Annotated in this window: 25 protein-coding genes, 1 tRNA gene and 1 pseudogene; 16 read left to right on the top strand and 11 right to left on the bottom strand. The window is 58.0% G+C overall.

Annotated elements, in window-relative coordinates; translation table 11 throughout:
- Positions 1–4 precede the first annotated feature (4 nt).
- The 5 genes from DX908_RS04355 to DX908_RS04335 all read left to right on the top strand — a co-directional run bounded on the left by DX908_RS04355 (position 5) and on the right by DX908_RS04335 (position 3,685).
- Positions 5–571 carry a hypothetical protein gene (locus DX908_RS04355; RefSeq protein ID WP_116391210.1) on the top strand — a complete coding sequence of 189 codons (567 nt, stop codon included), beginning with the start codon at positions 5–7 and terminating at the stop codon, positions 569–571.
- A 6-nt stretch (positions 572–577) separates the two neighbouring features.
- Entirely contained in the window at positions 578–1,462 is an 885-nt protein-coding gene (locus tag DX908_RS04350) for a peptidylprolyl isomerase (RefSeq protein WP_116391209.1), read from the top strand.
- Complete coding sequence (locus DX908_RS04345; RefSeq protein ID WP_116391208.1) at positions 1,459–2,076, top strand: NUDIX domain-containing protein; 618 nt, start codon at positions 1,459–1,461, stop codon at positions 2,074–2,076. The genes DX908_RS04350 and DX908_RS04345 overlap by 4 nt, the downstream gene beginning before the upstream one ends.
- A 16-nt stretch (positions 2,077–2,092) precedes the next feature.
- Entirely contained in the window at positions 2,093–2,905 is an 813-nt protein-coding gene (cysE, locus tag DX908_RS04340; RefSeq protein WP_116392980.1) for a serine O-acetyltransferase, read from the top strand.
- Positions 2,906–2,971: 66 nt separating this feature from the next.
- The gene (locus DX908_RS04335) at positions 2,972–3,685 is read left to right on the top strand and encodes an SIMPL domain-containing protein (protein WP_116391207.1); all 714 of its coding nucleotides are present in this window, start codon (positions 2,972–2,974) and stop codon (positions 3,683–3,685) included.
- A 19-nt stretch (positions 3,686–3,704) separates the two neighbouring features.
- Here the strand turns inward: DX908_RS04335 and DX908_RS04330 are convergent, their stop codons facing one another.
- On the bottom strand, positions 3,705–4,451 hold the full coding sequence (locus DX908_RS04330) for an enoyl-CoA hydratase-related protein (RefSeq protein WP_158548488.1): 747 nt from the start codon (positions 4,449–4,451) through the stop codon (positions 3,705–3,707).
- Positions 4,452–4,512: 61 nt separating this feature from the next.
- On the opposite strand from DX908_RS04330, the gene DX908_RS04325 reads away from it, so the two are divergent.
- On the top strand, positions 4,513–5,223 hold the full coding sequence (locus DX908_RS04325; RefSeq protein WP_158548487.1) for a type 1 glutamine amidotransferase: 711 nt from the start codon (positions 4,513–4,515) through the stop codon (positions 5,221–5,223).
- A complete protein-coding gene (locus DX908_RS04320; protein WP_116391205.1) occupies positions 5,220–5,867 on the top strand; it encodes a glutathione S-transferase family protein in 648 nt (215 codons plus the stop codon). The genes DX908_RS04325 and DX908_RS04320 overlap by 4 nt, the downstream gene beginning before the upstream one ends.
- Positions 5,868–5,883: 16 nt before the next feature.
- On the opposite strand, the gene DX908_RS04315 is transcribed toward DX908_RS04320, so the two are convergent.
- Positions 5,884–6,333, bottom strand: a complete 450-nt coding sequence (locus DX908_RS04315) for a Fur family transcriptional regulator (protein ID WP_116391204.1) — start codon at positions 6,331–6,333, stop codon at positions 5,884–5,886.
- A 113-nt stretch (positions 6,334–6,446) separates the two neighbouring features.
- Here DX908_RS04315 and DX908_RS04310 point away from each other — a divergent pair, with 113 nt between their 5' ends.
- Positions 6,447–7,112, top strand: coding sequence for a DsbA family oxidoreductase (locus DX908_RS04310; RefSeq protein ID WP_116391203.1), 666 nt, complete (start codon positions 6,447–6,449; stop codon positions 7,110–7,112).
- Here the strand turns inward: DX908_RS04310 and DX908_RS04305 are convergent.
- Positions 7,109–8,104 (bottom strand): alpha/beta hydrolase, encoded by a 996-nt coding sequence (locus DX908_RS04305; protein WP_116391202.1) that lies wholly within the window; start codon positions 8,102–8,104, stop codon positions 7,109–7,111. The two genes, DX908_RS04310 and DX908_RS04305, sit on opposite strands and share 4 nt — an antisense overlap.
- Positions 8,105–8,245: 141 nt before the next feature.
- Here DX908_RS04305 and DX908_RS04300 point away from each other — a divergent pair, with 141 nt between their 5' ends.
- Positions 8,246–9,466, top strand: coding sequence for a RecQ family ATP-dependent DNA helicase (locus DX908_RS04300; RefSeq protein ID WP_116391201.1), 1,221 nt, complete (start codon positions 8,246–8,248; stop codon positions 9,464–9,466).
- Between the two features lie 3 nt (positions 9,467–9,469).
- On the opposite strand, the gene DX908_RS04295 is transcribed toward DX908_RS04300, so the two are convergent.
- Complete coding sequence (locus DX908_RS04295) at positions 9,470–9,757, bottom strand: DUF6460 domain-containing protein (RefSeq protein ID WP_116391200.1); 288 nt, start codon at positions 9,755–9,757, stop codon at positions 9,470–9,472.
- Positions 9,758–9,887: 130 nt separating this feature from the next.
- Between DX908_RS04295 and DX908_RS04290 the strand changes: the two genes are divergently transcribed.
- The 3 genes from DX908_RS04290 to DX908_RS04280 all read left to right on the top strand — a co-directional run bounded on the left by DX908_RS04290 (position 9,888) and on the right by DX908_RS04280 (position 12,968).
- Positions 9,888–10,937, top strand: coding sequence for a calcium-binding protein (locus tag DX908_RS04290; RefSeq protein WP_116391199.1), 1,050 nt, complete (start codon positions 9,888–9,890; stop codon positions 10,935–10,937).
- 49 nt (positions 10,938–10,986) lie between these two features.
- Entirely contained in the window at positions 10,987–12,816 is a 1,830-nt protein-coding gene (gene recJ / locus DX908_RS04285; RefSeq protein ID WP_116391198.1) for a single-stranded-DNA-specific exonuclease RecJ, read from the top strand.
- A gap of 77 nt (positions 12,817–12,893) precedes the next feature.
- Positions 12,894–12,968: transfer RNA gene (locus tag DX908_RS04280), tRNA-Glu, on the top strand.
- A gap of 189 nt (positions 12,969–13,157) precedes the next feature.
- Here DX908_RS04280 and DX908_RS16760 read toward each other — a convergent pair.
- Positions 13,158–13,865, bottom strand: a pseudogene (locus DX908_RS16760) (tyrosine-type recombinase/integrase); the annotation flags it as partial.
- Between the two features lie 269 nt (positions 13,866–14,134).
- Between DX908_RS16760 and DX908_RS16260 the strand changes: the two are divergent.
- A complete protein-coding gene (locus DX908_RS16260) occupies positions 14,135–14,281 on the top strand; it encodes a hypothetical protein (RefSeq protein ID WP_158548485.1) in 147 nt (48 codons plus the stop codon).
- Between the two features lie 28 nt (positions 14,282–14,309).
- Here the strand turns inward: DX908_RS16260 and DX908_RS04265 are convergent, their stop codons facing one another.
- From DX908_RS04265 to DX908_RS16890, 3 genes are read right to left on the bottom strand one after another with little or no spacing between them, the layout of a single operon-like run.
- The gene (locus DX908_RS04265; RefSeq protein WP_116391197.1) at positions 14,310–14,519 is read right to left on the bottom strand and encodes a hypothetical protein; all 210 of its coding nucleotides are present in this window, start codon (positions 14,517–14,519) and stop codon (positions 14,310–14,312) included.
- Between the two features lie 13 nt (positions 14,520–14,532).
- On the bottom strand, positions 14,533–15,951 hold the full coding sequence (locus tag DX908_RS04260; RefSeq protein ID WP_158548483.1) for a phage/plasmid primase, P4 family: 1,419 nt from the start codon (positions 15,949–15,951) through the stop codon (positions 14,533–14,535).
- Entirely contained in the window at positions 15,941–16,708 is a 768-nt protein-coding gene (locus DX908_RS16890; protein WP_438943316.1) for a DUF7146 domain-containing protein, read from the bottom strand. Before DX908_RS16890 ends, DX908_RS04260 begins: the two co-directional genes overlap by 11 nt.
- Before the next feature lie 137 nt (positions 16,709–16,845).
- Between DX908_RS16890 and DX908_RS04250 the strand changes: the two genes are divergently transcribed.
- From DX908_RS04250 to DX908_RS04240, 3 genes are all read left to right on the top strand, one after another.
- Complete coding sequence (locus tag DX908_RS04250) at positions 16,846–17,445, top strand: hypothetical protein (RefSeq protein WP_116391194.1); 600 nt, start codon at positions 16,846–16,848, stop codon at positions 17,443–17,445.
- A 166-nt stretch (positions 17,446–17,611) separates the two neighbouring features.
- Positions 17,612–18,598: a phage major capsid protein gene (locus DX908_RS04245; RefSeq protein WP_147303725.1), complete on the top strand. Its 987-nt coding sequence runs from the start codon at positions 17,612–17,614 to the stop codon at positions 18,596–18,598.
- Complete coding sequence (locus tag DX908_RS04240; RefSeq protein WP_116391192.1) at positions 18,595–18,897, top strand: hypothetical protein; 303 nt, start codon at positions 18,595–18,597, stop codon at positions 18,895–18,897. Before DX908_RS04245 ends, DX908_RS04240 begins: the two co-directional genes overlap by 4 nt.
- 663 nt (positions 18,898–19,560) lie before the next feature.
- Here the strand turns inward: DX908_RS04240 and DX908_RS16150 are convergent.
- The 3 genes from DX908_RS16150 to DX908_RS04225 all read right to left on the bottom strand — a co-directional run bounded on the left by DX908_RS16150 (position 19,561) and on the right by DX908_RS04225 (position 22,047).
- Positions 19,561–20,187 carry a hypothetical protein gene (locus DX908_RS16150; protein WP_147303724.1) on the bottom strand — a complete coding sequence of 209 codons (627 nt, stop codon included), beginning with the start codon at positions 20,185–20,187 and terminating at the stop codon, positions 19,561–19,563.
- A gap of 250 nt (positions 20,188–20,437) precedes the next feature.
- Positions 20,438–21,409 carry a calcium-binding protein gene (locus DX908_RS16410; protein WP_116391190.1) on the bottom strand — a complete coding sequence of 324 codons (972 nt, stop codon included), beginning with the start codon at positions 21,407–21,409 and terminating at the stop codon, positions 20,438–20,440.
- Between the two features lie 248 nt (positions 21,410–21,657).
- The gene (locus tag DX908_RS04225; protein ID WP_116391189.1) at positions 21,658–22,047 is read right to left on the bottom strand and encodes a hypothetical protein; all 390 of its coding nucleotides are present in this window, start codon (positions 22,045–22,047) and stop codon (positions 21,658–21,660) included.
- Positions 22,048–22,148 lie beyond the last annotated feature (101 nt).

Raw genomic sequence — 22,148 nt, 5'->3', positions numbered from 1 at the left:
CGGCGTGCTGGAATCTCTGGGGGAGAAAGAATTTCGCACGATTGCGTTTCTACTGGTCGCATTGATCAGTATACCGGTCTTCTGGTTTTTCGTGCCGGGGCTGAGCCGACAGACGCAAGCCGGTGTGGATGGGTTTGTCCCGGTTAAGCCGTCGATCCTTTTGCGCATGTTGGGTCTCTTTGGGCTCGTCGCTGGCGGCGTTGCGATTGCGGGTGCGGGCTGGGTCATCTTGAGTGTTCGGAATTGGGTCCTACTGCCGCTCGGTGTCGCGGGGTGCTTGTTCCTTGCCTTCGTCCTGATTTCAGCCTTCCATCGCTATGTCTGCTTACAGATCAAATATAATGATGACGGCGTGCGCTGGCGAAAGCTGGGGGCCAGCAATTTCTGGTATTGGACCGAAATCGGCGGCACGGGCTATAATGGCCGGGTCGGCGTCTATTTCGTCAGGAATGGCGAGGAGCTGCACATCCCCGATATCTTCCGCGGCTACTGGCAGCTCATGACCATGGCGAAAGACCAGGGCGTGCCGCTTCATCCCTATCTCAAATCCCAACTTGAAAGCCGGAGCTAGATCCCCATGCTGAGCATTCTTGCCCTTTTGTCTCTTTTTGCTGCTGATGAGGCGGAGAAACTCGGGCCTACCGTCGGCGAGATCATGGAGGCGGCGCCCGAGGAGATCTGGCTCGATCCGGACCCTGATCAGCTCATCTATATCGAGACGGAGAAAGGCACAGCCGTCGTCCGGCTATCCTCAAATCTTGCGCAAGGTCATGTCGAGCAGGTGAAGACGCTTGCTCGAGAGCATTACTATGATGGCCTTCATTTCTATCGGGTTGTGCATGGCTTTGTTGCGCAGGGCGGTGACGCCTCCGGTGAAAAGGATAAAGGGTCCGCAAAGGATAGCCTGACAGCGGAATTCGAAGAGACAGCGCCGGAAGGGTTTACCTTCACGCCGCTTGGCTTTGCCGATGGCTATGCGGCGGAAGCCGGGTATACGGACGGCATGCCAGCAGGGCGTGACGCTGAAACCGAAACGGTCTGGCTCGCGCATTGCACGGGGGCATTCGCGTTCGGGCGGGATGTCGGACGCGATACGGCCTCAACGGAATTCTACATCACGATCCAGCCGCAACGATATCTTGACCGGAACCTCACCGTCTTTGGCCGGGTGATTTATGGCATGGATGCGATCCAGGCGTTGCCGCGCGGAAATTTCGGTGATGGCGGGGTTAATGCTGACGAAGCGACCTGGACGGAAATCAAATCCATCCGGCTTGAAAGCGAGATCCCCTCGGAAGATCGCATCGACCTTGAATATATGGACACGTCGTCCGAAACCTTCCGCCAGCTGATCACAGCGCGGTCTGCGCGGGCATCGGAGTTTTTCTATTACCGCCCGGGCTATATCGACCTCTGCCAGATGCCGCTGCCAGTTCGCCTCACGCCGGAAAATGCCGAATGAGCCGTCAAAACGGTCCATGGCAGATCAATGACTTTACCACGGGCTACGAAAATCCGTGGATCCGGGTTGAGCACAATGAGGTGACGCGGCCGGACGGTAGTGACGGCATTTACGGGATCGTCCGTTTTGCCAATCTGGCGACGGGCGTTCTGCCGCTTTTTGAGGACGGCACGACCATGCTCGTCGGCCAGCACCGCTTCGCGTTCGATGCCTATTCATGGGAGCTGCCCGAAGGCGGCTGCCCGAAAGGAGAGGCGCCTGAGGCGGCTGCGCTGCGCGAGCTCCGCGAAGAAACGGGGCTGACAGCCGAGCATATTCTGCCACTGGGTGAAGCGCAGCTCTCCAATTCCGTGACCGATGAATATGCCTATTACTATCTTGCCTGGGGGCTTGAGGCGGGAAAGGCTGCCCCAGATGCGGACGAAATCCTTGAACAGCGCCGTATTCCGCTCAGCGTCCTGATCGCGGAAATCCTGGCCGGAGAGGTCACCGACGCCTTAACAATACTGATGGTCGAACGAGCTGTTCTTAAAGCACAATTGGCCCTCTTGCCCGAGCGGCCAAGAGACCTCATCTTGTCAGCACTGAAGGGCCTTCCCGGCGTTTCGACATGATATGGAGAGGGCTCTGATGTCAGCTCAGACCAAAAGCGAAGCGCCGGTGATTTTCCCCGTGGCGATTGACTCGATCTGGTCGCGAATGCGGCTGGAGGCGGCAACGGCTGCGGCGTCCGAGCCCGTGCTCGCGTCCTTCCTGAACGCAACGATCCTGCACCATGGCAGCTTCTCCGCTGCGCTCAGCTATCGGCTTGCCGAGAAGCTGGCTGACGCTCAGATGAGCGCGATGCAGTGGCGGGAAGTCGCGACCAATGCCTATGAAGAGCATGACGAGCTGGTCGATGCCGCCGTTGCCGACATCAATGCCTATTTCGAGCGCGATCCGGCCTGCCGGGATTACGTCCAGCCCTTCCTTTATTTCAAAGGCTTTCATGCCATCCAGTCGCAGCGCATCGCGAACACGCTGTGGCTGGAGGGGCGCAATTCGCTCGCGCTTTATCTCCAGTCGCGCATGTCGGAGCTGTGGACGATTGATATCCACCCCGCCGCCCATCTGGGGCAGGGGCTGTTTCTCGACCATGCGCATGGCATCGTGATCGGCGAGACAGCGCGGGTCGGCGATAATGTCAGTATGCTGCATGATGTCACGCTCGGCGGGACGGGCAAGGATCTCGATGACCGTCACCCGAAAGTCGGCAATGGCGTTCTGATCTCTGCCGGGGCCAAGGTGCTAGGGAACATCCAGATCGGTGACGGCGCGAAGATCGCGGCAGGCTCGGTCGTCCTTGAAAGCGTCAAACCTTACTGCACGGTTGCCGGGGTGCCGGCGAAACCTGTCGGTGCCTGCTGCGGGAATGCCGCCGCCGACATGGACCAAAAGATATGATCCTGCCCAATTGCCGTCACAAGGCTGCATGATAGGAGCAGGGCATGACCATGGGAGAACCACTTTATGCGTATGCTTGCTTTCCTGCTGTTGCCGGTGATGGTGATGGCCTGTTCTGACGCCGATGCTCAGGATCAATCCGCCGAAGCCCCCCGCACGCTGTCCGTCAGCGGTGAAGGCCAGGCATATGGAACCCCTGACCTAGCGATGATGCAGTTCGGCGTGGTCGCCGAGGGCAAGACGGCTGGTGAGGCGATGGAAGCCAATGCCGAGGCAATGACGGCTGTGCGCAACAGGCTGCGGGAACTGGGCATTGCGGCCCGGGATATGCAGACCTCGAACTTTTCCCTTAATCCCGTCTATGCGCCCTATAACCGGAATTCGAGCACGTCCGATGAGCGCAAGATCGTCGGCTATTCTGTGAACAATTCACTGTCTGTCCGCCTGCGGGATATCGACAAGGTCGGCGCGACGATCGATGCCGCCGTTTCGGCAGGGGCCAATAATCTGGGTGGCCTGCAATTCGGTTTCCAGGACCAGACAGAGCTGGAAGAAGAAGCCAAACGCGCCGCCGTTCGTGAAGCCCGCAAAACAGCAGAGATCGTCGCGGACGAAGCTGGCGTCACACTCGGCCGGGTGATGACCCTGTCTGTGTCGGGCTATTCACGGCCGCGGCCTGTTGCCATGGCCCGGATGGAAGCGGCTGATTCTGCAACGCCGATTGAGGCTGGCGAGAGTTCTCTTTCCGCCAGTGTTAGCGTGACTTTCGAAATCAAATAGATCGCAAATTAGCAGGCCGTCATTTCTTCATCATCATCTTCATGATGACGGCCTGCATTTCCTCCGACTGAAGACATTTGGCGAAGGCCTCCATCTCAACCGGGATATGCTCGTGCAGGGCCTTCTGTTTGCCGAACATGAGCGCCTTGGCTTTTTGCAGCGCTTTCGGCGGCTTCTCGGCCAGCCGCTCCGCGACAAGTTTCGCGTGCAGGCGCACATCGCCCTGGATGACTTCGTTGACGAGCCCCATGTCATAGGCCCGCCGGGCACTGACTTTCTCCGACAGAAGCAGGAATTCACCGGCGATCTGCCGTCCGAACCGGCGCGGCAGGATATAGCTTGCACCTGCTTCCGGTACGGTCGCGAGATCCGTGAAGGGCATGTGGAAGACGGCGGAATCATCCGCATAGACCAGATCGCAATGAAGCAGGATCGTCGAGCCAATGCCGATGGCAAGCCCGCTGACGGCAGCGACGACCGGGACAGGGCAGTTAGCGACATTCTCGATGAACTGCCAGACGGGCGGCTTCTCATCGCCTGTCAGGTTCGGTGCGCCTGCGAAGGCGGAGAGGTCATTGCCGGCCGTGAAGATCTCGTCTCCGCCCTCCAGCATGACCGCGCGGACGTCGTCATCCTCGGCGGCCCGCGCGAAGCCTGAAGCAAGCGCCGCATACATCTCATTCGTGATGGCGTTCTTTTTATCTTCCCTGTTGAAGCGCAGATGAAGGACACCGCTTTCCAGCGTTTCCAGAATGTGTTCAGCCATCGACGGGCTCCTCAGTTTGCGGCAGGGACGGCGTTCTACGCCGCCGGGAGAAATACCTATCATGAAGCTCGTCATTGCCGAAACCGGCATTCCGCCAATGGACCTGCCCGCGACGCATAACCACTATCCCGACATGATGGTGGCGATGCTGTCCAAGGCGGGTCTCGATGTCGACGCCAGCGTGGCTCGTGTTTTCAGCGGAGATCAGGCGCCGGCCCCGGATGAGGGGGATGCCCTTCTGATCACGGGCTCACCAGCGGGAGTTTATGAGGATCTACCCTGGATCGCGCCGCTCGCAGATGCCGTCCGCGACTGGGCGTCTTCGGGTAAGCCTGTCATCGGGATCTGCTTTGGTCACCAGTTGATGGCGCATGCCATGGGCGGGCGGGTTGAGAAATCGGCGTTTGGCTGGGGGGTAGGCGTGCACACATATGAGCTGACCGACGCGGCGCGTGCGCCCGGTGATCCTGCGCGCATCGCATGCGTCGTCTCGCATCAGGATCAGGTCGTCTCCCTCCCGGAAGAGGCCGAGCGGATCGGCGGCTCCGCCTTCTGTCCGAACGGGGTCATCCGATATAGGCAAGGACGCATGCTGTCTTTTCAGATGCATCCTGAGTTTGATCATGAGTTTGCAGAAGCACTGCTGGCGATAAGAGAAAATATCATCCCGGCCGAGCGGGTTGCGCTTGCACGGGCAGGCTTCAGCCATCACACCGATCGTGCCCTGATGGGCAAATGGATCGCAGCTTTTCTCAAGGGAGAGGTAGAATGAGTTACACGCTCGTTATCGGCAACAAGGCGCTGTCCTCCTGGTCGCTCCGGCCATGGCTTCTGATGAAGGCATTCGATATTCCGTTTACGGAAGCAAATGTCAGGTTCCGGCAAAAGGATACACGCGAGCAGATCCTTGCGCATTCACCGGCTGGGCTGGTCCCTGTGCTGAAGGATGGCGACCTTACCATCTGGGACAGTCTCGCCATTGCTGAATACCTCGCGGAACAACATCCCGAAAATGCGCTCTGGCCGGAAGACCGCGTGGCGCGGGCTCATGCAAGAACGATCACTGCAGAAATGCATGCGGGCTTTTCAAACCTGCGCACGATCTGGCCCATGGATGCCATCACGAAAGATGCAGGTGTCCTTGTCCCTCAAGCCGTGCAGAATGATCTCAATCGTATCTTCGACCTCTGGGATGAGACGATCGACAAATTCGGCGGGGAGGGGCCATATCTCTTCGGGGAGTTCACGATCGCCGATGCGTTCTATGCGCCTGTCATGTACCGTATACGCCCCTTTGGGCCGCTGAACATGCCTCAATCCTCAGAGACCTACTACAAAGCCATGCTCGATCATCCCGCCATGAAAGAATGGGAAGAGGGCGCGGAGGCAGAATACGAGGCTGGCTGGTACAGCTAAGCGGCAGGAGGAGCCGTCAGGTTTCCTGGCATTTGGCGCAGGTGCCGCGAACTTCGATCCGCGTCGCTTCCGCCTTGAAGCCGATGGGATCGCCGAGCTTGCTGATCGTGTTCCAGTCGAGGTTGGCGACATCATGCTCGCGAACCTCTTCGACATGAGAACAATTGGTGCAGATCAGGAAAATCTGGACGCGGTGGGGCTCATCATGATTGCAGATGACGAAGGCGTTGATGCCGTCGAGCTTGTGGACCAGGCCCTTGGCTTCGAGCCGGTCGAGCGCGCGATAGACCGTCATCGGGGCTTTAACTCCCTTGTCCTTGAGGGCGGCGAGCAGTTCATAGGCTTTCATCGGTCCATCCTCACGGCTGAGGACATCGACGACCAGCTTTTCGTTCCGCGTAAGGGACTCGTCGTTATGATCACAGCCGCCCATGCTGGTCTTCACCTGTTCCGCTTGTTGCGACATTCACGCCTCCCTCATCGCAGGCAATACAGGCAGAACGTGTCTACCCCATCGAAGTCACTCACTATTATGGGGTAATCATCACCGAAAATGACAAGAAAGAAAAGGGATAGCGCATGACCACTTCCCGGAAAAAGCTCACACTAGACATCGTCTTGGACGTAGTATGTCCTTGGTGTTACATAGGTTTTCGGGGTTTGGACTGGGCCCTAATGGCCCTTTCATTTGATTACACGTTAGACGTGCGTTTTCGTCCATATCGCCTCGATCCCGAGTGCCCGCCGGAAGGAAGGGACCGCGAATCAACCTTGGCGCGCAAATTTCCCGATCCGGCAGTGCGTCTCGCGTCGAAAAAGGCGCTGGTTGATGCAATGCAGGATGTCGGCCTGTCCTTTGACCCCGAAACCCCCTCGCGGCTGCCTGACACGACTGATTCGCACCGGCTGATTCGGTGGGCAGCCGAGGAAGGGCTCGCACATGAGGTGGTGGCCGGGCTGTTCGAGGCTTATTGGCAGCATGGCGAGGATGTCAGCCGACCCGATGTGCTGGCCCAGATCGCCAGCGCCGCCGGGCTCGATGAGGACGAAATCCGCCAGCGGCTCGCCACGTCAGAGGATCGCCATGCCGTCCGGCAGGAGGCAGCAGAGCTGCGCGGGGGCGGGCTTGCCGGTGTGCCCGGCTTCATCATCAATGAAGCCGCGGGGTTCGAGGGGGCGCTGCCCAAGGCGGATCTCCTCGCAGCAATTCGTCAGCTGGCAGAGGAAACGGACGCGCCCGATTAAGCGGCCGCGAGGGCGTCCGAAATAAACTCGGCCATGCGCGCATTGGCCTCTTTCGCGATGCCGAGGTCGGGGAACATGTCAAAGACATGGATGCCGCCGGGATAGATCGCCAGCTCGGATGGGTTCCCGGCCGCCAGCCATTTGGCGGACATGATCAGGCTGTCATCGAGCAGAGGATCCATCGTGCCAATCGTGAAAAGCGCCGGGCACAGACCGTTCAGGTCTTTGTACATGGGAGAGATCTCCGGGTCGCGGTAATCAGCTTCGCTGAAACGGTCCGGCGGCAGGAACTGATCCCGGAAGTAATAGACGATGGGTGTATTGAGGATCAGATTGCGCTCGCCCCAGTTTCGCATGGAGGGCAGGGCGCTGAGGTCATAATTGCCATAGATCAGATTGGCGCCTGCAAAGGGCATCATGCCATGCCGGTCCCGCAGGCGCAGGATGGTGACGGCAGATAGATGCCCTCCGGCGCTTTCCCCGCCAATCACAACTTTCTTTGTGCCGAAGAGGTTTTCCGCCTCACGCATTAGCCACAAGGCTGCCGTCTCACAGTCATCCGCAGGCGCGGGCCAGGGGTGCTCCGGGGCCAGACGGTATTCGACACTGGCGATCCCGATGGAAAGTTTCTGGGCGAGCGCCGCGAGGGTCTGGTCCTGTGCGTCCGCGGACCCAAGCGTCCAGCCGCCGCCATGAATATGCAGATAGAACCCTTTGAGATCGCCGCCGGGATGGAAGATCCGTACCGGGACCTCCCGCTCGCCGTCACTTGCCGTCTCCCATCTGGCGATTTCATGCGCGGGCTGCACATCGAGCGGCCCGCCTGTTCCTTCGCGCCGCCGGGCGCGTACTTTCTCCGGTCCAACTTCCATGATGGTCGGCAGCTCCGACAGCATTTTCTCAACGGCATCATTGAGGGCGGCTGTCTGCGGCGCGATGGCGTCCTCGCCGAAAAGGGCCGGATCGATCTGGATCGGAGAGGGGGCAATCATGGCAGCTCCTGCGGGTGTGGTCTTTGTGATTCGGTTGTCTTTTTCAGGGGCGAGTCCTCGCGCGTCAATCTCCCCCGGTAGGGGCGAATCATCTCAACGCTGGAAGATAAAGTTCTCAGTCCCAACCGAAAGTCAGGGCCCTTGTCCGCCACCGCCTCTCTCTCCGAGACCCAGACCGGCCCTGACCAAGCGCTCGCAGCCCTCGGCCATGCGGGATTCCGCGAGGGGCAGGAAGAGGTGATCAACGCCATTCTGGCCGGGCGGAATGTGCTGGCCCTGATGCCGACAGGGGCGGGCAAGTCGCTTTGCTATCAATTGCCGGCGCTTCTTCTGCCGGGCCTGACGGTCGTCATCTCGCCGCTGATCGCGCTGATGGAGAACCAGATTGCGGCCTTGCGGGCGAAGGGCATTCCCGCGGGCATGATCCATTCAGGCCGGGAGCGGGAGGCAAATGTCGCCGACTGGAAGGCCGCGGCAGCAGGAGAGCTCAAGCTCCTCTACATGTCGCCCGAACGACTGATGACTGGCCGGATGCTCGGCGCGCTTAGGCGGCAGGATCTCAGCCTGATTGCGATCGATGAGGCGCATTGCGTTTCGCAATGGGGGCATCAGTTCCGACCCGAATACCGCCAGCTTGGCCGGCTCAAGGAAGTCTGGCCGGACGTGCCGGTGGCGGCCTTCACCGCGACCGCTGACCCTGAGACGCGGGAGGATATCCTGCAGGCGCTGTTTGAAGGCAATGCGGATCTGATCCGGCAGGGGTTTGACCGGCCCAATATCTCGCTGAATGTCGCAGAGCGCGAGCGGGATGACCGTGTGCTGATGACCCTGATGCGTCGATACCGGCGCAAATGCGGGATAGTTTACTGCCGCACGCGAAAGAGCGTCGAGCTGGTCACCCAGCGTCTTGCCGGCGCGCGCTTCAATGTCGCGGCCTATCATGCGGGTCTGCCCGAAGAAGAGCGGCTCTCCATTCTCGAACGTTTCATCAGTGCAGAGAATATGACGGTTGTTGCAACCGTCGCCTTTGGCATGGGTATCGACAAGCCGGATATCGACTTCGTCATTCACCGTGACCTTCCCGCCAGTCTTGAGGCTTATTATCAGGAGATTGGCCGGTCGGGCAGGGACGGCCGCGAGGCCGAGGCCCATCTGATTTTCGGCATTGGTGACCTGATCGCACGGCGTCGTCTGATCGATGGGTCTGACGCACCCGATAAGGTCAAACGGGTTGAGCGCCGGCGTCTCGATGCGCTGGTCGCCTTTTGCGAGACTGATCTTTGCCGCCGCGCGGAACTCCTGCGCTATTTCGGCGAAGAGCCGCGGGATGCCTGCGGCAATTGCGATCTCTGCGTGGACTGACGCTTAGGTGTCAGTCTTTTCCACCTTCGAGACCGATTTTTTCCGGCGGCTGAAAATGGTCGAGATCAGCCAGATCGGAATGACCACCATCGCGCCGAGGAGGGTGTAGCGGCCCGCCGCCATCAGCCCGTCGAGACCGCGCCCGAAGATGAACTCCACGCCATCGATCAGCGCATCCCAGATGCCTTCCCAGAACCGCAGGGGATCGAAATTCATGACGGCCAGAACAGTCCCGACAATGAGACTGAGCACGCCCAGTTTCAGGATAAGGGAGAAATCGATCTTGCGCATAAGTCCTGGGCCACCCCGCTCTGCTTAACCATAATATGGGAGTGAACGGCGCGCATCGCAAAATTTCTCTTCTGCAATGGCTGTGACCCCCGGCATTGCATGTTAAACCGGGGAAAATCAGAGTTTTTGCATGGTTAGCTGGACTGTCACCTTCGACCCCGACACGCTCGAGCTCCTGACGGAGAGCGAACGCGAGCAATTGCGTCAGGGGACGCTCGCCGCAGCGGAGATATGGGGCCGCTATCTGGGCGGTGAGGATGTTGTCATCTCGATCGTGATAGAATTGCGCGACGACCCCGATGGCCGGGCCGCCGCCGCGAGCGAGTCGAGCGGTTTCGTCAGTTTCGAAGATGGTGTCTTCGTCTTTCAGGATGGTGCCGGATATGAGATCCGCACAGGGAATGACCCGAATGGGTCCTCTCCCGATATAAGGATCATCTTCGACCCGGATTTCTTCCGGAATGATATTTTCATTGATCCAGACCCGCTGGCCCGGACGGAGGATGTCGATCCCCTGCTGGTCGATCTACAATCGGTTCTGTTGCACGAGATCGGTCACGGGCTCGGCTTTAATGGCTTTAATGCCAATGATATCTTCTCCTTGCCGGAAGCAGACACGATTTCTCCTTATGAAGATCATATCGTCATTGAGGATGATGACGCGCTTTTCAACGGACCGAAGGCGGTTTCGGTATATGGTGGGGCTGTGCCGCTGACGACAGCGGACACGAATAATGCCGCCCATCTGGGCAACCCTGTGGGTGAGCTAGGGGATGATCTCATCCCGCTGCTGATGAATGGCGTCGTTTTTTATCGGGGCGTGCGCTACGACATCAATCCGCTGACGACGGCGATCCTGTCCGACAGCCTCGTGCCCATCAGGGCGCCGACCAGCGGTGCTGATGTCCTTTACGGCTATGAGGAGATCGACCCCGGCCTTGTGACCGCCGTTGGCGGCACCGAGCTTTCCTTCCTTTTTGGTGATGATGTAATTTCCTCCCTTGATGGCGATGACGAGGTTTATGGCCTCAGCGGTGACGACACGCTCAATGGCGGAGCAGGCGACGACACGCTTGTTGGGGGAGAGGGTGACGACGTCATCATTGGGGGCGCGGGCAATGACCTCATCATGGGCGGGGATGGCGGCAACGTTCTCTATGGGGACGGGGCGCCGGGCTAGAGGATGAAAGGCTGGCCCCGCGCGGGCACACATGGCAGTCTGAACCATAATGAGCCTCACCAATTCCAAGACTGACACTGATCCTGCTGGCGCCTTTCTGGGTGTAGATAACTCTGCTTGCGGCAAGACATGGCAACGCCGGGTATTCGAGCCGCGCGAAGCGGAGATGCTGGTCCAGCGACTGGGGCTCGACCCGCTTCTTGCCGAGATGATCTGTGCCCGAGGTATTCCTGTTGAGGAAGCAGAAGGCTGGCTCAACCCGACACTGAAAGCGAACCTGCCGGACCCGTCGGTGCTCCGTGATATGGACGCTGCTTCCGACCGGATAGCCGAGGCGATCACGGAAGGGGAGACGATCGGGGTCTTCGGTGATTATGACGTGGACGGCACAACCTCTTCGGCGATTTTCGCGCGCTTTCTGCGGATGTTGGGGGCGCCGTTTGAAGTCCATCTGCCGGACCGGCAGCTTGAGGGTTATGGGCCGAACCTACCGGCCTTTGAAGCGCTGAAAGAAAAGGGCGCTTCGCTCATCGTCACCGTTGATTGCGGGGCCACCGCGCATGACGTTATGTCAGGCGCGGCGGGGCTCGGGATCGATGTGATCGTGCTTGATCACCACCTGATGGAGCTACCGGCCCCTGCAGCACGGGCCGTCGTTAATCCGAACCGGCCCGATGATACGTCCGGCCTCACCATGCTGTCGGCAGGCGGGGTCACCTTCATGACACTGATCGCCGTCAATCGGGCCCTGCGCGCACGCGGGTTTTTTGATGACCGGGCCGAGCCGAAACTCCTTTCGCTGCTTGATCTCGTGGCGCTTAGTCTTGTCTGCGATGTCATGCCGCTAAAGGGGCTGACCAGGGTGCTGACAAGGCAGGGACTGGCCCTGCTCCAGGATTTCACCGCTGCCACCTCTGGCAATCCCGGCATCAGGGCGCTGGCCGTCGAGGCAGGTGCAAAGGGCGCAGCGCAAGCCTCCCATTTTGGCTATTCAATCGGTCCTCGGATCAATGCGGCTGGCCGTATCGGTCATGCAAAGACTGCATTTGACCTTCTGATGACGGATGACCCGGATGAAGCGGCGCGGCTCGCGGCCCGCCTCTCTGGCCTCAACGGTGTCCGCCAGGGGGTCGAGGCCGAAGTCCTCAGCGCCGCCAGCGAACAAGCCGAAGCCAAAGGCGGCCGGGAAGCCTCGACCCCGCTGATCGTCGCGGATGATGGTTGGCATCCGGGCGTCATAGGTATTGTCGCCGGGCGCCTGAAAGAGAAATTCAGCCGGCCCGCCATCGTCATCTCCTTTGAAGGCGATGAAGGCAAAGGCTCGGGACGGTCCCTTTCCGGCGTTGATCTTGGCGCGGCGATTTCCCGTGCGGTCGAAGAGGGCATCATCAAGGGCGGCGGCGGCCACCCCATGGCGGCGGGGCTCTCCTTGATGCGTGATCAGCTCGACGCCTTCGAGCGTTTTTTAACCGAGGAGCTGGGGGCAGGGATTAAGACCGCGCAAAGCCAGCAGGCCCTGCATCTTGATGGCGCGCTCAGTCCCGCCGGGCTCTCCCGCCGGTTTCATGACAGCCTTCAGCTTGCGGCGCCCTTTGGGAATGGTAATCCCGAGCCGCGCTTTGCCATGCCGAGGGTCCGCGTGCGGGATATCCGCGTGCTCAAGGAAAAGCACATGGCGGTGACGGTTGAGGATGGCAGCGGGCGGCGGGCGCGGTGCATTGCCTTTGGCTGTGTCGGTGAGCCGTTGGGCGATTTCTTCGAGGCCGCGCAATCGAACGGGGCGCTCATTCACCTTGCGGGACGGGTCAAACCGGATGACTGGCGGGGCGGGGATGCAGCCCAGTTTCAGGTCGAAGACGGGGCGTTTGCAGACAGTTGAAAATAGCGTCCAAAATCTTCTTGCGCCGCCGGATTCAGATGATTATACACCCGTTTCCGGCCGCAGGCTGAACCCGCGGTCCCTTCGTCTATCGGTTAGGACGCCAGGTTTTCAACCTGGAAAGAGGGGTTCGATTCCCCTAGGGACTGCCAAGCATTTTTTACAGCAGCAAAATCAATGGGTTGCGATCCGGTTTGACAATCGGTCGCCGGGTTTGACACTTTCCCGCTTTGTTCCATGCCTTCCATCAGTAGGCGCATCGCTTCCCGTGCCAGCCGTTTTTGGTCCGCTGATCTCGTGTAGCGCGCAGTCTCGCTTGCGGTCTGGTGGCCTGTAATACTCTGGATAAGCTTGTCGCTTGCGCCTGCTTCGGCGAGCATTGCTGCAACGCTCTTGCGCAGCCCATGGCAGGTAAAGCCAGGTTCACCGATCGCTTGCCGTGCTGCATCGTTGAACCAGTTACCGCCACCATCGGCCGATCGTTTTTTCCGCCACTTCGTGCCCAGCCAGTAGGAGCCGTGGTCCGGCGCAGCCTCCATGGCGGCGAGCAGGTCGGGGCCGATCGGAAGACGCAAAGGCATCTTCGTCTTCTGTTGGACGACGCGAATAAATCCATCCTCCACGTCATCGCGCCGCATTTTCACGACGTCGGCGAGCCGCTGGCCGGTGCCGAGAAACAGTTCCAGCGCGAGGCGCTCTTGCGTGCCGATGCCCCAATGTTGCCGAAACGCCGCTATCTTTTTGTCCGTCCACGGAATTGCACCGTCCCCCAGTTTCGGCAGCGTCACGCCTTTGACCGGGTTCACCACTATGATGTCCGCTTTACGCGCCACCTCGAAGAGAAGGGCAAGGGCGCGTTTGCGTCCAAATGCGCGGCCTGGAGAGTCCTTGTGCGCATCAATAAGAGACTGGCACTTCCCATGAGTCCACGCACACACGTCCGTATGCCCGACTTCTGTCAGTAGGGCGGCGATCCAGCCAGAATAAGTCGCGGCAGTCTTCGGGGCGAGGTTGCCGTAGGCAGAGGAAGCGAAGTACCGATCTGCCATCGCCGAGAGGGTGCGCTCGCCTTGTGGCTTCGCGGCCTGCCCCAAGGCTGCCGCGTACGCCCGCGCAAATTCTTCCGGCTCTAATCTCGGGTCGGGCATCATCCGCGAGGGTAGGCCCGTCCTACGGAATCGATAGCGCCATCCGCCGTGACGGTCGCGCCATCTGGAAACAAATGGGGGCAGGTTGTCCTTCATGCGCCTCGTTTCACCTTAGCAATCGCCGCCGCGATCGGGTCTTCCTCAGGAGTCTCGCCCAAGCGGGGGCAGACGTGCAAGGCCGCATGGAGTTCGTCGAGCGGCCAGAGGCAAACGTCACCTATTTTCACGGGGCGGGGCATCAGCCCTTGGTCGACCCACCGCTTGAAGGTCGGGACGCTTACATCCAGCGCCTGAGCGGCGCGTTCAAGGCGGACTGACAAGGCCGCACCGTGGGGCAAAGGATTCTTAGGCATGAACACGCCCTTTCTTGCGGACAAAGGCGACGAGATCGCGCCCGTCTTCATCGGCGAGAGCAAACGCACGAAGATCCGGGAGAATCGGCCCCGGTGGCCCAAGCTCGCTGGCATAGACGTCCGAAACAGGAAATGCGTCACGAGCCGTCACCGGGGAGTCCTCGCGCACACGATACGTCTGGAATGTTATGATCGTCACCACGTGACACTCCTCCTCAAAACTGGTCCGGGCCAGAGCATTCGAGCCCGGCGGGAATGTCATGGATAAGGGTCAGGCCTTTGAAGCCGCGCGCGCGGTTTGTGCGGTGGGGCGTGAACCCATGGGCGCGCAGCCGAGAGGCAAACAGCTTATGGTCCAGCGTCGGCATCCCATTGCGCTTTGCCCAATCGGTATAGTGCGCGATCAAATCGGCGGTGCCCTCGGTGCCGGAGGAGCGATCAACGCACTCTTCCAGCCACGCAGCGACGCAATCTTCCTCGGCCATGTATTCGCTCGAGGCAGCGAGAACCCGCTCAGTCGGGGCAAGTCCGATTCGCTGCCAATCTTTCAGCCCTTCGAGGGCCCAAGCGAGAATCTGCGGCCCTTCGGCGAGGAGCTTCTCCTTCAACTGACGATCAACCCGATCGGGCGGGATCGTGACCTCGAAGGGAATCATCTGTATCCGGCGGCGCATGGCCTCGTCGGGACAGGCCAGCGTTGGCTTGTGGTTGCCAGCCACCATGAGCTTGAACTGGGGACTGAAGACGAACTCGTCTTTGCGCATGAAGCGTGCACTGACCTTATCGCCGCCTGTCAAGGTCTTGATCCGGCTTTCGGCCCAAGGACGACCTGCTTCGGTTTCAACCGCCGTGACAAGGCGCGCGCCGTCCAGCTTGGCAATTTCGGTCAGGTGACGGTTAGATGAATCGCCGGTGAAGGCCTGCATGTTCGCGGTCTCGGCGTAGTCGCCGAGAACATCGGCGAGGACTTCGATCATCACGCTCTTGCCGTTCCGTCCTGTGCCGTAGCAGAAGAAAAGAACGTGCTCTGATGTATTTCCCGTCAGGCAGTATCCGGCAACCCGCTGAAGGTAGGCGACCATCTCCGCATCGCCGTCCATGACCTCGCCAAGGAATGCCAGCCACTTGGACGGTTTGCCTTCAGCAGGCGCGAAGCCCGCCGCGCGGGTGTTGAAGTCCTCGGGCTTATTGGCTCGCTGGCGATGCGCCTCTAGGTCGATGGCGAGACCCGGACAGGCCAGGAACATGCGATCTTTGTCCAGATCATTAGCGGCAACTGCAACAGCACGGTCGGCCTTTGCGAGACTGACAACAGCTGCACGGGTCTTCGCGCTGGCGAGCCCGCGAAGATCGCGGTCGGTAACGTCGTCTTCGTCTGCCAGTTCCGACGCGGCAGCGCGGTTAGACAGGCGCGCGCGGTCGAAAGCGAGCAAAGTCTTCTCGCATTGCCATTTGTGCCCGTTCCAGCGCAGCCAGGTACCCCGTTCCTCGCAATAGCGCAGGTCGTCACAATGTTCGCACACGAACCGTTGCGTGAGCCAGTCGTCGGAAAGCTCGGGTGCGTCGGGCTCGCGCGGCTGATAGTAATTGATCGTTGCGACCTCATCGAGGTTGCGGTCGGGATCAGAGAACATCGTTGAAGTCTCCTGTCTGCTTGGGTGTGATGATGCGGGCCTCTCGTCCGGAGCGGGTCCATCGTTCGGCGCACTCGGCAGCGGCCCTCTGGCCGGTGCCATTGTGATCGTGGTCGGCAGCGATGGTCAGGCATTCGATCCCGGGGAGGACGGGGAAGGCGGCAACAGCTTGGGCGGAAAGCGCGGTCCATACTGGGTGCAGCCCGATCTTCCGAAGGCTGAGGCAGGTCTCGACGCCTTCGCCAATGAAGAGACCAGTTGTGACCGCTGCGTCATCGTCGAACTTGACCACACCGCCGAGTGCGCGGCCCAACATCTGGCGTTGACCTGCCTTACCGCTACCATCGGGGCGCAAGGGCGTACGCTGAATGCCGGTAATCTCGTTTGTCACGATTGACCGGATCGCGGCCACCATCGCCGGGTGCCGGTCTTGGCCGAATGGGCAGGCGAGATGAAAGCGAAGGTCGGCGGGGACGTTGCCAGAGACACCGCGCGACGCGAGGTAGGTTTCGCCCAGCGTTTTGGTGATCGGCTGCGATTCCTGCCAAAGACGGAGAGCCCGGCTAATGCGGGTAGCATCATCGGCGGAAGTGACACGTGACGCCTGGTGACGGCGTTTCGTTTGTCGACGTACGGCACGGGAGGGGCGATCGGTCAGCCAGCGGACGCCCTTGTCGCCGCAATGGAAGCATTGCCACAGAACACGATCTTCCAGGCGCGTTTCCGATCGGCAGGGGTCGGACTTCTTTCGGCGCATCGGAGAGCAGCAGGGGCAGGTGGTTCGGGCTAGGATCATTTTGACCTTATTGACACCGCCTTTGGAAAAGGCTATTTCAATCACTGATAGAACACGAAAAATCGCATGTCAACAAGGCGGTTTAAGAAAGGCGAAAAATGAGTTTCGATGCAGAGCGGATGCATATTCTCCATCGCCCGGTACTTTCGATTGGCGATGCGGCTGAGCTCGCCAATCTAAAGACGACGGCTTTGCGCAATTGGCTAGACAAGGATATTGAGCCCTTGGCATCTCCAGAGACTGCGCACTGGAATGAAAACTACGAGGAAGGCATCAAAGAGTTCTCTATACAGATAGTTGAGCTCTCTCGAAGTACAGGCAAGTGGCGTCGTTTCAGTCCGTTCATGGTTTTAACATTTGACCTTACCAGGCGCTTGATCCGAAATGGATTCGGAAGGAACTCCGCATACAGAAATTCATTAGAAATTGCATATAAGCTGACCGGACCGCTTTCTGATTGGGTCAGGGAGCGGGGCGCCGACCAAGGCGACCTGAGTGATCCAATGAAGATGTTCGAGGGTTTTTATTGGGTAAGTCATTGGGAGGTTGATGGCGACGATACAGATGGAATTCAGTACTCATCATTTCCACTCCGGCGTGAAACTCCCATTAGTAAGGGCGGGCTCGATGGGCCTTGGATAGATCCGCTTGGAGTTTACCAATTGCTTGTCACGAAAATGGAAGGTCTCGCTAGTTAATTTGTCGGTGTTCCAGCGTCGGGAGACGCCGGGTCCCATAGAAGGAAATTCACATATGCATCAGCATAAAGAATACCAGGGGGATCGTCTGTCTTCAGGCGTTCGGTCCCTCAACCAGCTTCGCTCCCAAAACCGAGGACTAACATTTGCACGATGGGCCAAATGCATGGCCGCTGCCGAGGGCCGGGCTCTTTTGGCGCAGGATATTGCAGCTCGTCACTACGGCGAGCAAAGCTCGGTTGTTCACTTCGCAAAGGCCGCAGTTCAAGCGGCGCACACGGGCTCTGACAATTGGGGCGGCAGCATCGCTCAAAATGCAGGCCGAGAATTCATCGAGCTCGTCAATGAAATGTCAGTAGTAGGACGAATAGGATTGCGGCCTGCGCCCTTCAATTGTCGTCTGGTAGCTCCAGGAACAGGCGCAAGCGCTTCTTGGGTCGGGCAGGGAAGGGCGGCTCCACTGACGTCAATCGCATTCAGCAATGACCAGCTTTTGCCCTTGAAAGTTGCTTCCACCGTTGTCCTGAGTAAAAATCTGCTAGAGTTCGGCGATCCTCAATCTGATTTCTGGATTCGCGACGAGCTTTTGCGTGCGGCTGTTGCGCGGTTAGACACGGATTTTCTGAATCCGGACAACGCAGGCGTCTCTGACGTATCGCCCGCTTCTCCACTCAATGGCGTGACGCCTCTGATGTCCAGCGGAGACATTGGTTTTGATTTCCGTGAGCTGATTGATGACTTTGCAGGTGATTTGAGTAGGGCAGTTTTCGTCGCTCGCCCGGATGTTTTTGCAGCCTTTCAAGCAAACGGCCATCAGTACACCGGCCTACGAGGCGGCGAGCTTCTAACGGCCCCCTGTTTGGCCACGAGACACGCGCCTGCAGGGACATTGGTGCTGATCGATCCAGCCGGTATTTGCCTTGGTGACGGCGGCATTGAAGTCGACGTGGCGGATCAAGCATCTGCGGAGATGCTGGACGGCTCTCTTGAGCAGGACGGCACCGATGGCACCGGCGCGACGACTGCCGGCATGGTCTCGTTCTGGCAGGCTAACCTGATCGGCATCAAGATTGAACGCCGCATGAATTGGGCAATGCTTCGCGATTCAGTGGCCATTCTCGATAGCGTCGAATATGAGGCGACTTCGGCATGACACTGACCAATCGCAAAGTCGCTGAAATCCTGACCGATGAAATTCACAAATGGGCAGGCGATCAGTTTGCCCGGCTGACGGTTCGACTGGTTGAACTGGAAGAACGATTTGCGGAGCTGGATTGCGCCGTAGGCACAGGCATGAAACCCCTGCCGGTTTGGGACGGCGACGCGGCTTTTAGCGAAGGCGACCTTAGCAAACATGACGGTCGAATATTTCTCTGCCTAGGCGAGGTGAATGATCCTGATGCGGAGCCAGGAACCGAGAAAGGCGCTCGATTTTGGCAGCAGGTCTCATGAAGGGGCGGGGCCTTCCGCACTCAAAGAAACAGGAAACCAAAACCGGCGGAAGGACAGTATCTTTCGCATCCACAGATCAGAACCGCGAGGAGTTAATATTGCCCGCCCCTAGAAAGCCAATTGCAGTCGCGCGCTTAACAGGCGCTACTGAACGGAATCCACAGCGCTATGCAGCGCGTACAGAGCAGTATATCGGCCCTGTCGGGGAGCCTACCGAAGGCATGACTTCAGACGAGTCTTTGTGGTGGCATGAATTGGCGAGCGAATTTCCGTGGTTGGCAATCTCTGACAGGCAAGCGCTCCGAGAGCTTTGCGAGATGCTGACCGAGCGTGACGGATATCGAGGACGCGGCGAGCCTGTGCCGATCGGCATTCGTCGAGAAATTCGCCTGCATTTGAATGCATTCGGGGGAAGCCCCTCAGATCGATCTCGTGTGAAGCAGCCAGAAACTGAAGATATCGAGGATCCGGCAGCAAAGTATATAACTTAGGAGGCAGGCACAGTAATAAAGTCTGAATACTGAGAAATAATTCTGGCAAATTCAGATTTTCTTAGATTCGTGTTCGGACTAGATTATGCACGACACTGTCTCCTTCATCAGGAAGAAACTATAAAATTACGACCGACGCTATCAGATAATATCTGATGATTGAAGCTCTATGCTAGTCAACGGTTCGCACGCTTAGCGGTCCGTCGTGCTCTGAGTATGGTAGTTCAATTTCCATAAGCTCTACTAACGGGCGGCCGGAGGCGGGTTCGCAAGGACCATCAACATCAGTCCATATTATGTCAGCTGATTGAAGCTCCAAGATATTACCCTTGCCTATGAAGGTGGCAAATGGATCACCTTCAATTCCTCGGAAAAACACATTGATGCCGTTGAAATCGAAGCCTTCGTACTGGCCGTATGGTATGCCGGTGCAACTGCTATTCAAGTAATATATTTCGGGTTGTCCAATAGGGTAAGGTACGACTCTGTTGCTTCTAGCGACCACTGGTAACTTAAAAATTTCTTCTCCAACAACAACATCCATAATAACGGTCATCTCATTTGTTAGGGACGAAAATTGAAATAGTTCTCCAATGGGTTCATCTCCAATAAATACATCAAATTTAATCCTGCGTGAATTGATAGATAATTGTTCTTTTAATTCTAATAGCTGTGAATTTAAATAATCAAAGTTTTCATTCACTTCGGAAGCGCGTGCTGGTGTTCCGGAGCTGAAGGTGTGTGGAACATCTTGAGCGATAGTCATGGCAAATAAAAGAATAGTGCAAGTTACTGCCATAGTGATTCATCCCAATTGCTGTTATCCCAATGCAAATCTAAAGATTGAGCCAATTTTGGACCATGGCCGCCCCTTCCTTCACCGCCATAGCAGGCTGTGAGTAAGAACGCCGCTATAGCGAGCAGAAGTTTGCGTCGTAGATGCATAGTCCTCCCCCTCAGGTTCTGCAGTGTAACATTAGGATGAACAGTGAGCCAATGGCGAGAGGTGAACCGCTATATAATGTACCCCCGCTGAAGGCTGGGGCAGACTAAAATATTCCGTCCCCGATTAGCAGGTCATTGCCATCACCGCCCATCAGGTAATCTTGGCCTTGATCCCCGATAAGGATGTCATTGCCGTTTCCGCCCACGAGCGTGTCAGCGCCATCGCCGCCGGTAAGCTCGTCGTTAGCAAATCCGCCCTCTAAGTAGTCATCTAGTTCTGCGCCCTTAAACACGACTGATGACGTGTTGAGCGCATCGATCTGTACGAGGCCAACGCCTTCTCGAAAGACGTTCGCGAAGCCGCCCATAATGACCGCATCACCGGTTATGATGATCGGCACGTCCTCGCTGCCAAGTGTCGAGTCGATAAAGGTGACGCCTTCAAATGTGTTCAGCCGGTTCACGAGGCCGTTAGGCGAGGCAACTACCTCGCATCTGACAAAGGTATGTTCGCCGTCAACAACATACCCTATGCCGACCGCATCATCTGCGGGCTGAAGAAAGCAATCCTCTTGATAGCTGGTTGCGCCGTTCACATGCACAACAGCATATTTGTGAGCGTCGGTGACGGTGACGCGATACGCCTCTAGATGCGCGCCTACCTCATGTGCTGAAATACCGTCACGGACATTGCTGATCGACACATCATAAGCGATCATCGTGCCCTTGTAGGTGCCAAGACCGTTGCCTGTCCCGGTCGCAAATCCATCGATCACTAGTCCGTTGCCATGGACCGTTACCGTTGCCCCAACACCAGATTGGATGCCTGACCTGCTAACGCCCTCTGTCCATAAAATTCGTGTGCCTGCCTCAAACTCTAACAGGGCATTCTCGCCGAAAAACCCCAGATCCAGATGTTCGTCAGTGTAGTCGCCAGCAGCTATAAATGCAGTGACTTCGGAATTGCGTAAGGATTCCAGCTTTGCCCAAAGTGCGAGCAAGGACGCTAAAGGCGCTCCCTCTTCGCCAGAATTGAGATCGTCTCCCTCAAGCGCGCTCACATAATAGTAGATCATCCGCTCGCCCCCCAGCCGCCGGACAATCCTTTATGTGGAGAATTGGAAAGGCAAGTTGTTTAGGGAGTCGAGCGCATCTTTAGGTCTATGCCGAGGCATTCTTGCGACACTGCTTCTGCTATTTTTCAGTGACTCAGCATTACTCACAAGTGCCAGCTCAGATTATCGCAAGGAACCGAAGTCGGGACGGCGGGACTGGGAGGGATGCCGAAAAGCTGCCCGACGCAAAGTCACATCGGGCAGAGTCCTTAGAGGCTGTGAGCTAATAAGTCCGCTTTCATTGCGGCCAGCCATTTAAGCTCCCTCGCGTCACTGTGTTCGAGCGTGTCCTCAAACACGTCGCCCTCAAAGAGTCGGAGTTTTTCAACCACACAAAGCTTCGAAGGTGCTGGGGTCATCATGAGATCAAAGAGCTTGGATTGAAGAGTGTCAAAAGCGCCACCATCGTCTTCCTTGTCTTCCAGGGTCTCATAGGCAGCCCGTGCTTCATAATATGCAGACTTAGCACGCCCCCATGGACGCCAGAGCAGCTCATAAGCTTCGCGCTGCTTAGCCTGTCGTGCATCACTGATGGCGACCAGCTTTTCTTCGATTTCTTGATCCGTCGGTGAACGGAGAGATTGAGTAGGTTCAGTCATGGTTGGCTCCTATGGTTTGACAACAAGAGTTCCAACCTATTGATGTTCATTGTTTTGAGGTTTGACATCTTCAGGCCGGAATCCCGCTTAGAGCCTAGATT

Origin of the sequence: Parvularcula marina (assembly GCF_003399445.1) — a bacterium.
Lineage (GTDB): Bacteria > Pseudomonadota > Alphaproteobacteria > Caulobacterales > Parvularculaceae > Parvularcula > Parvularcula marina.
The sequence above is the reverse complement of the archived record's forward strand: the minus strand, read 5'-3'. Positions and strand labels throughout refer to the sequence as shown.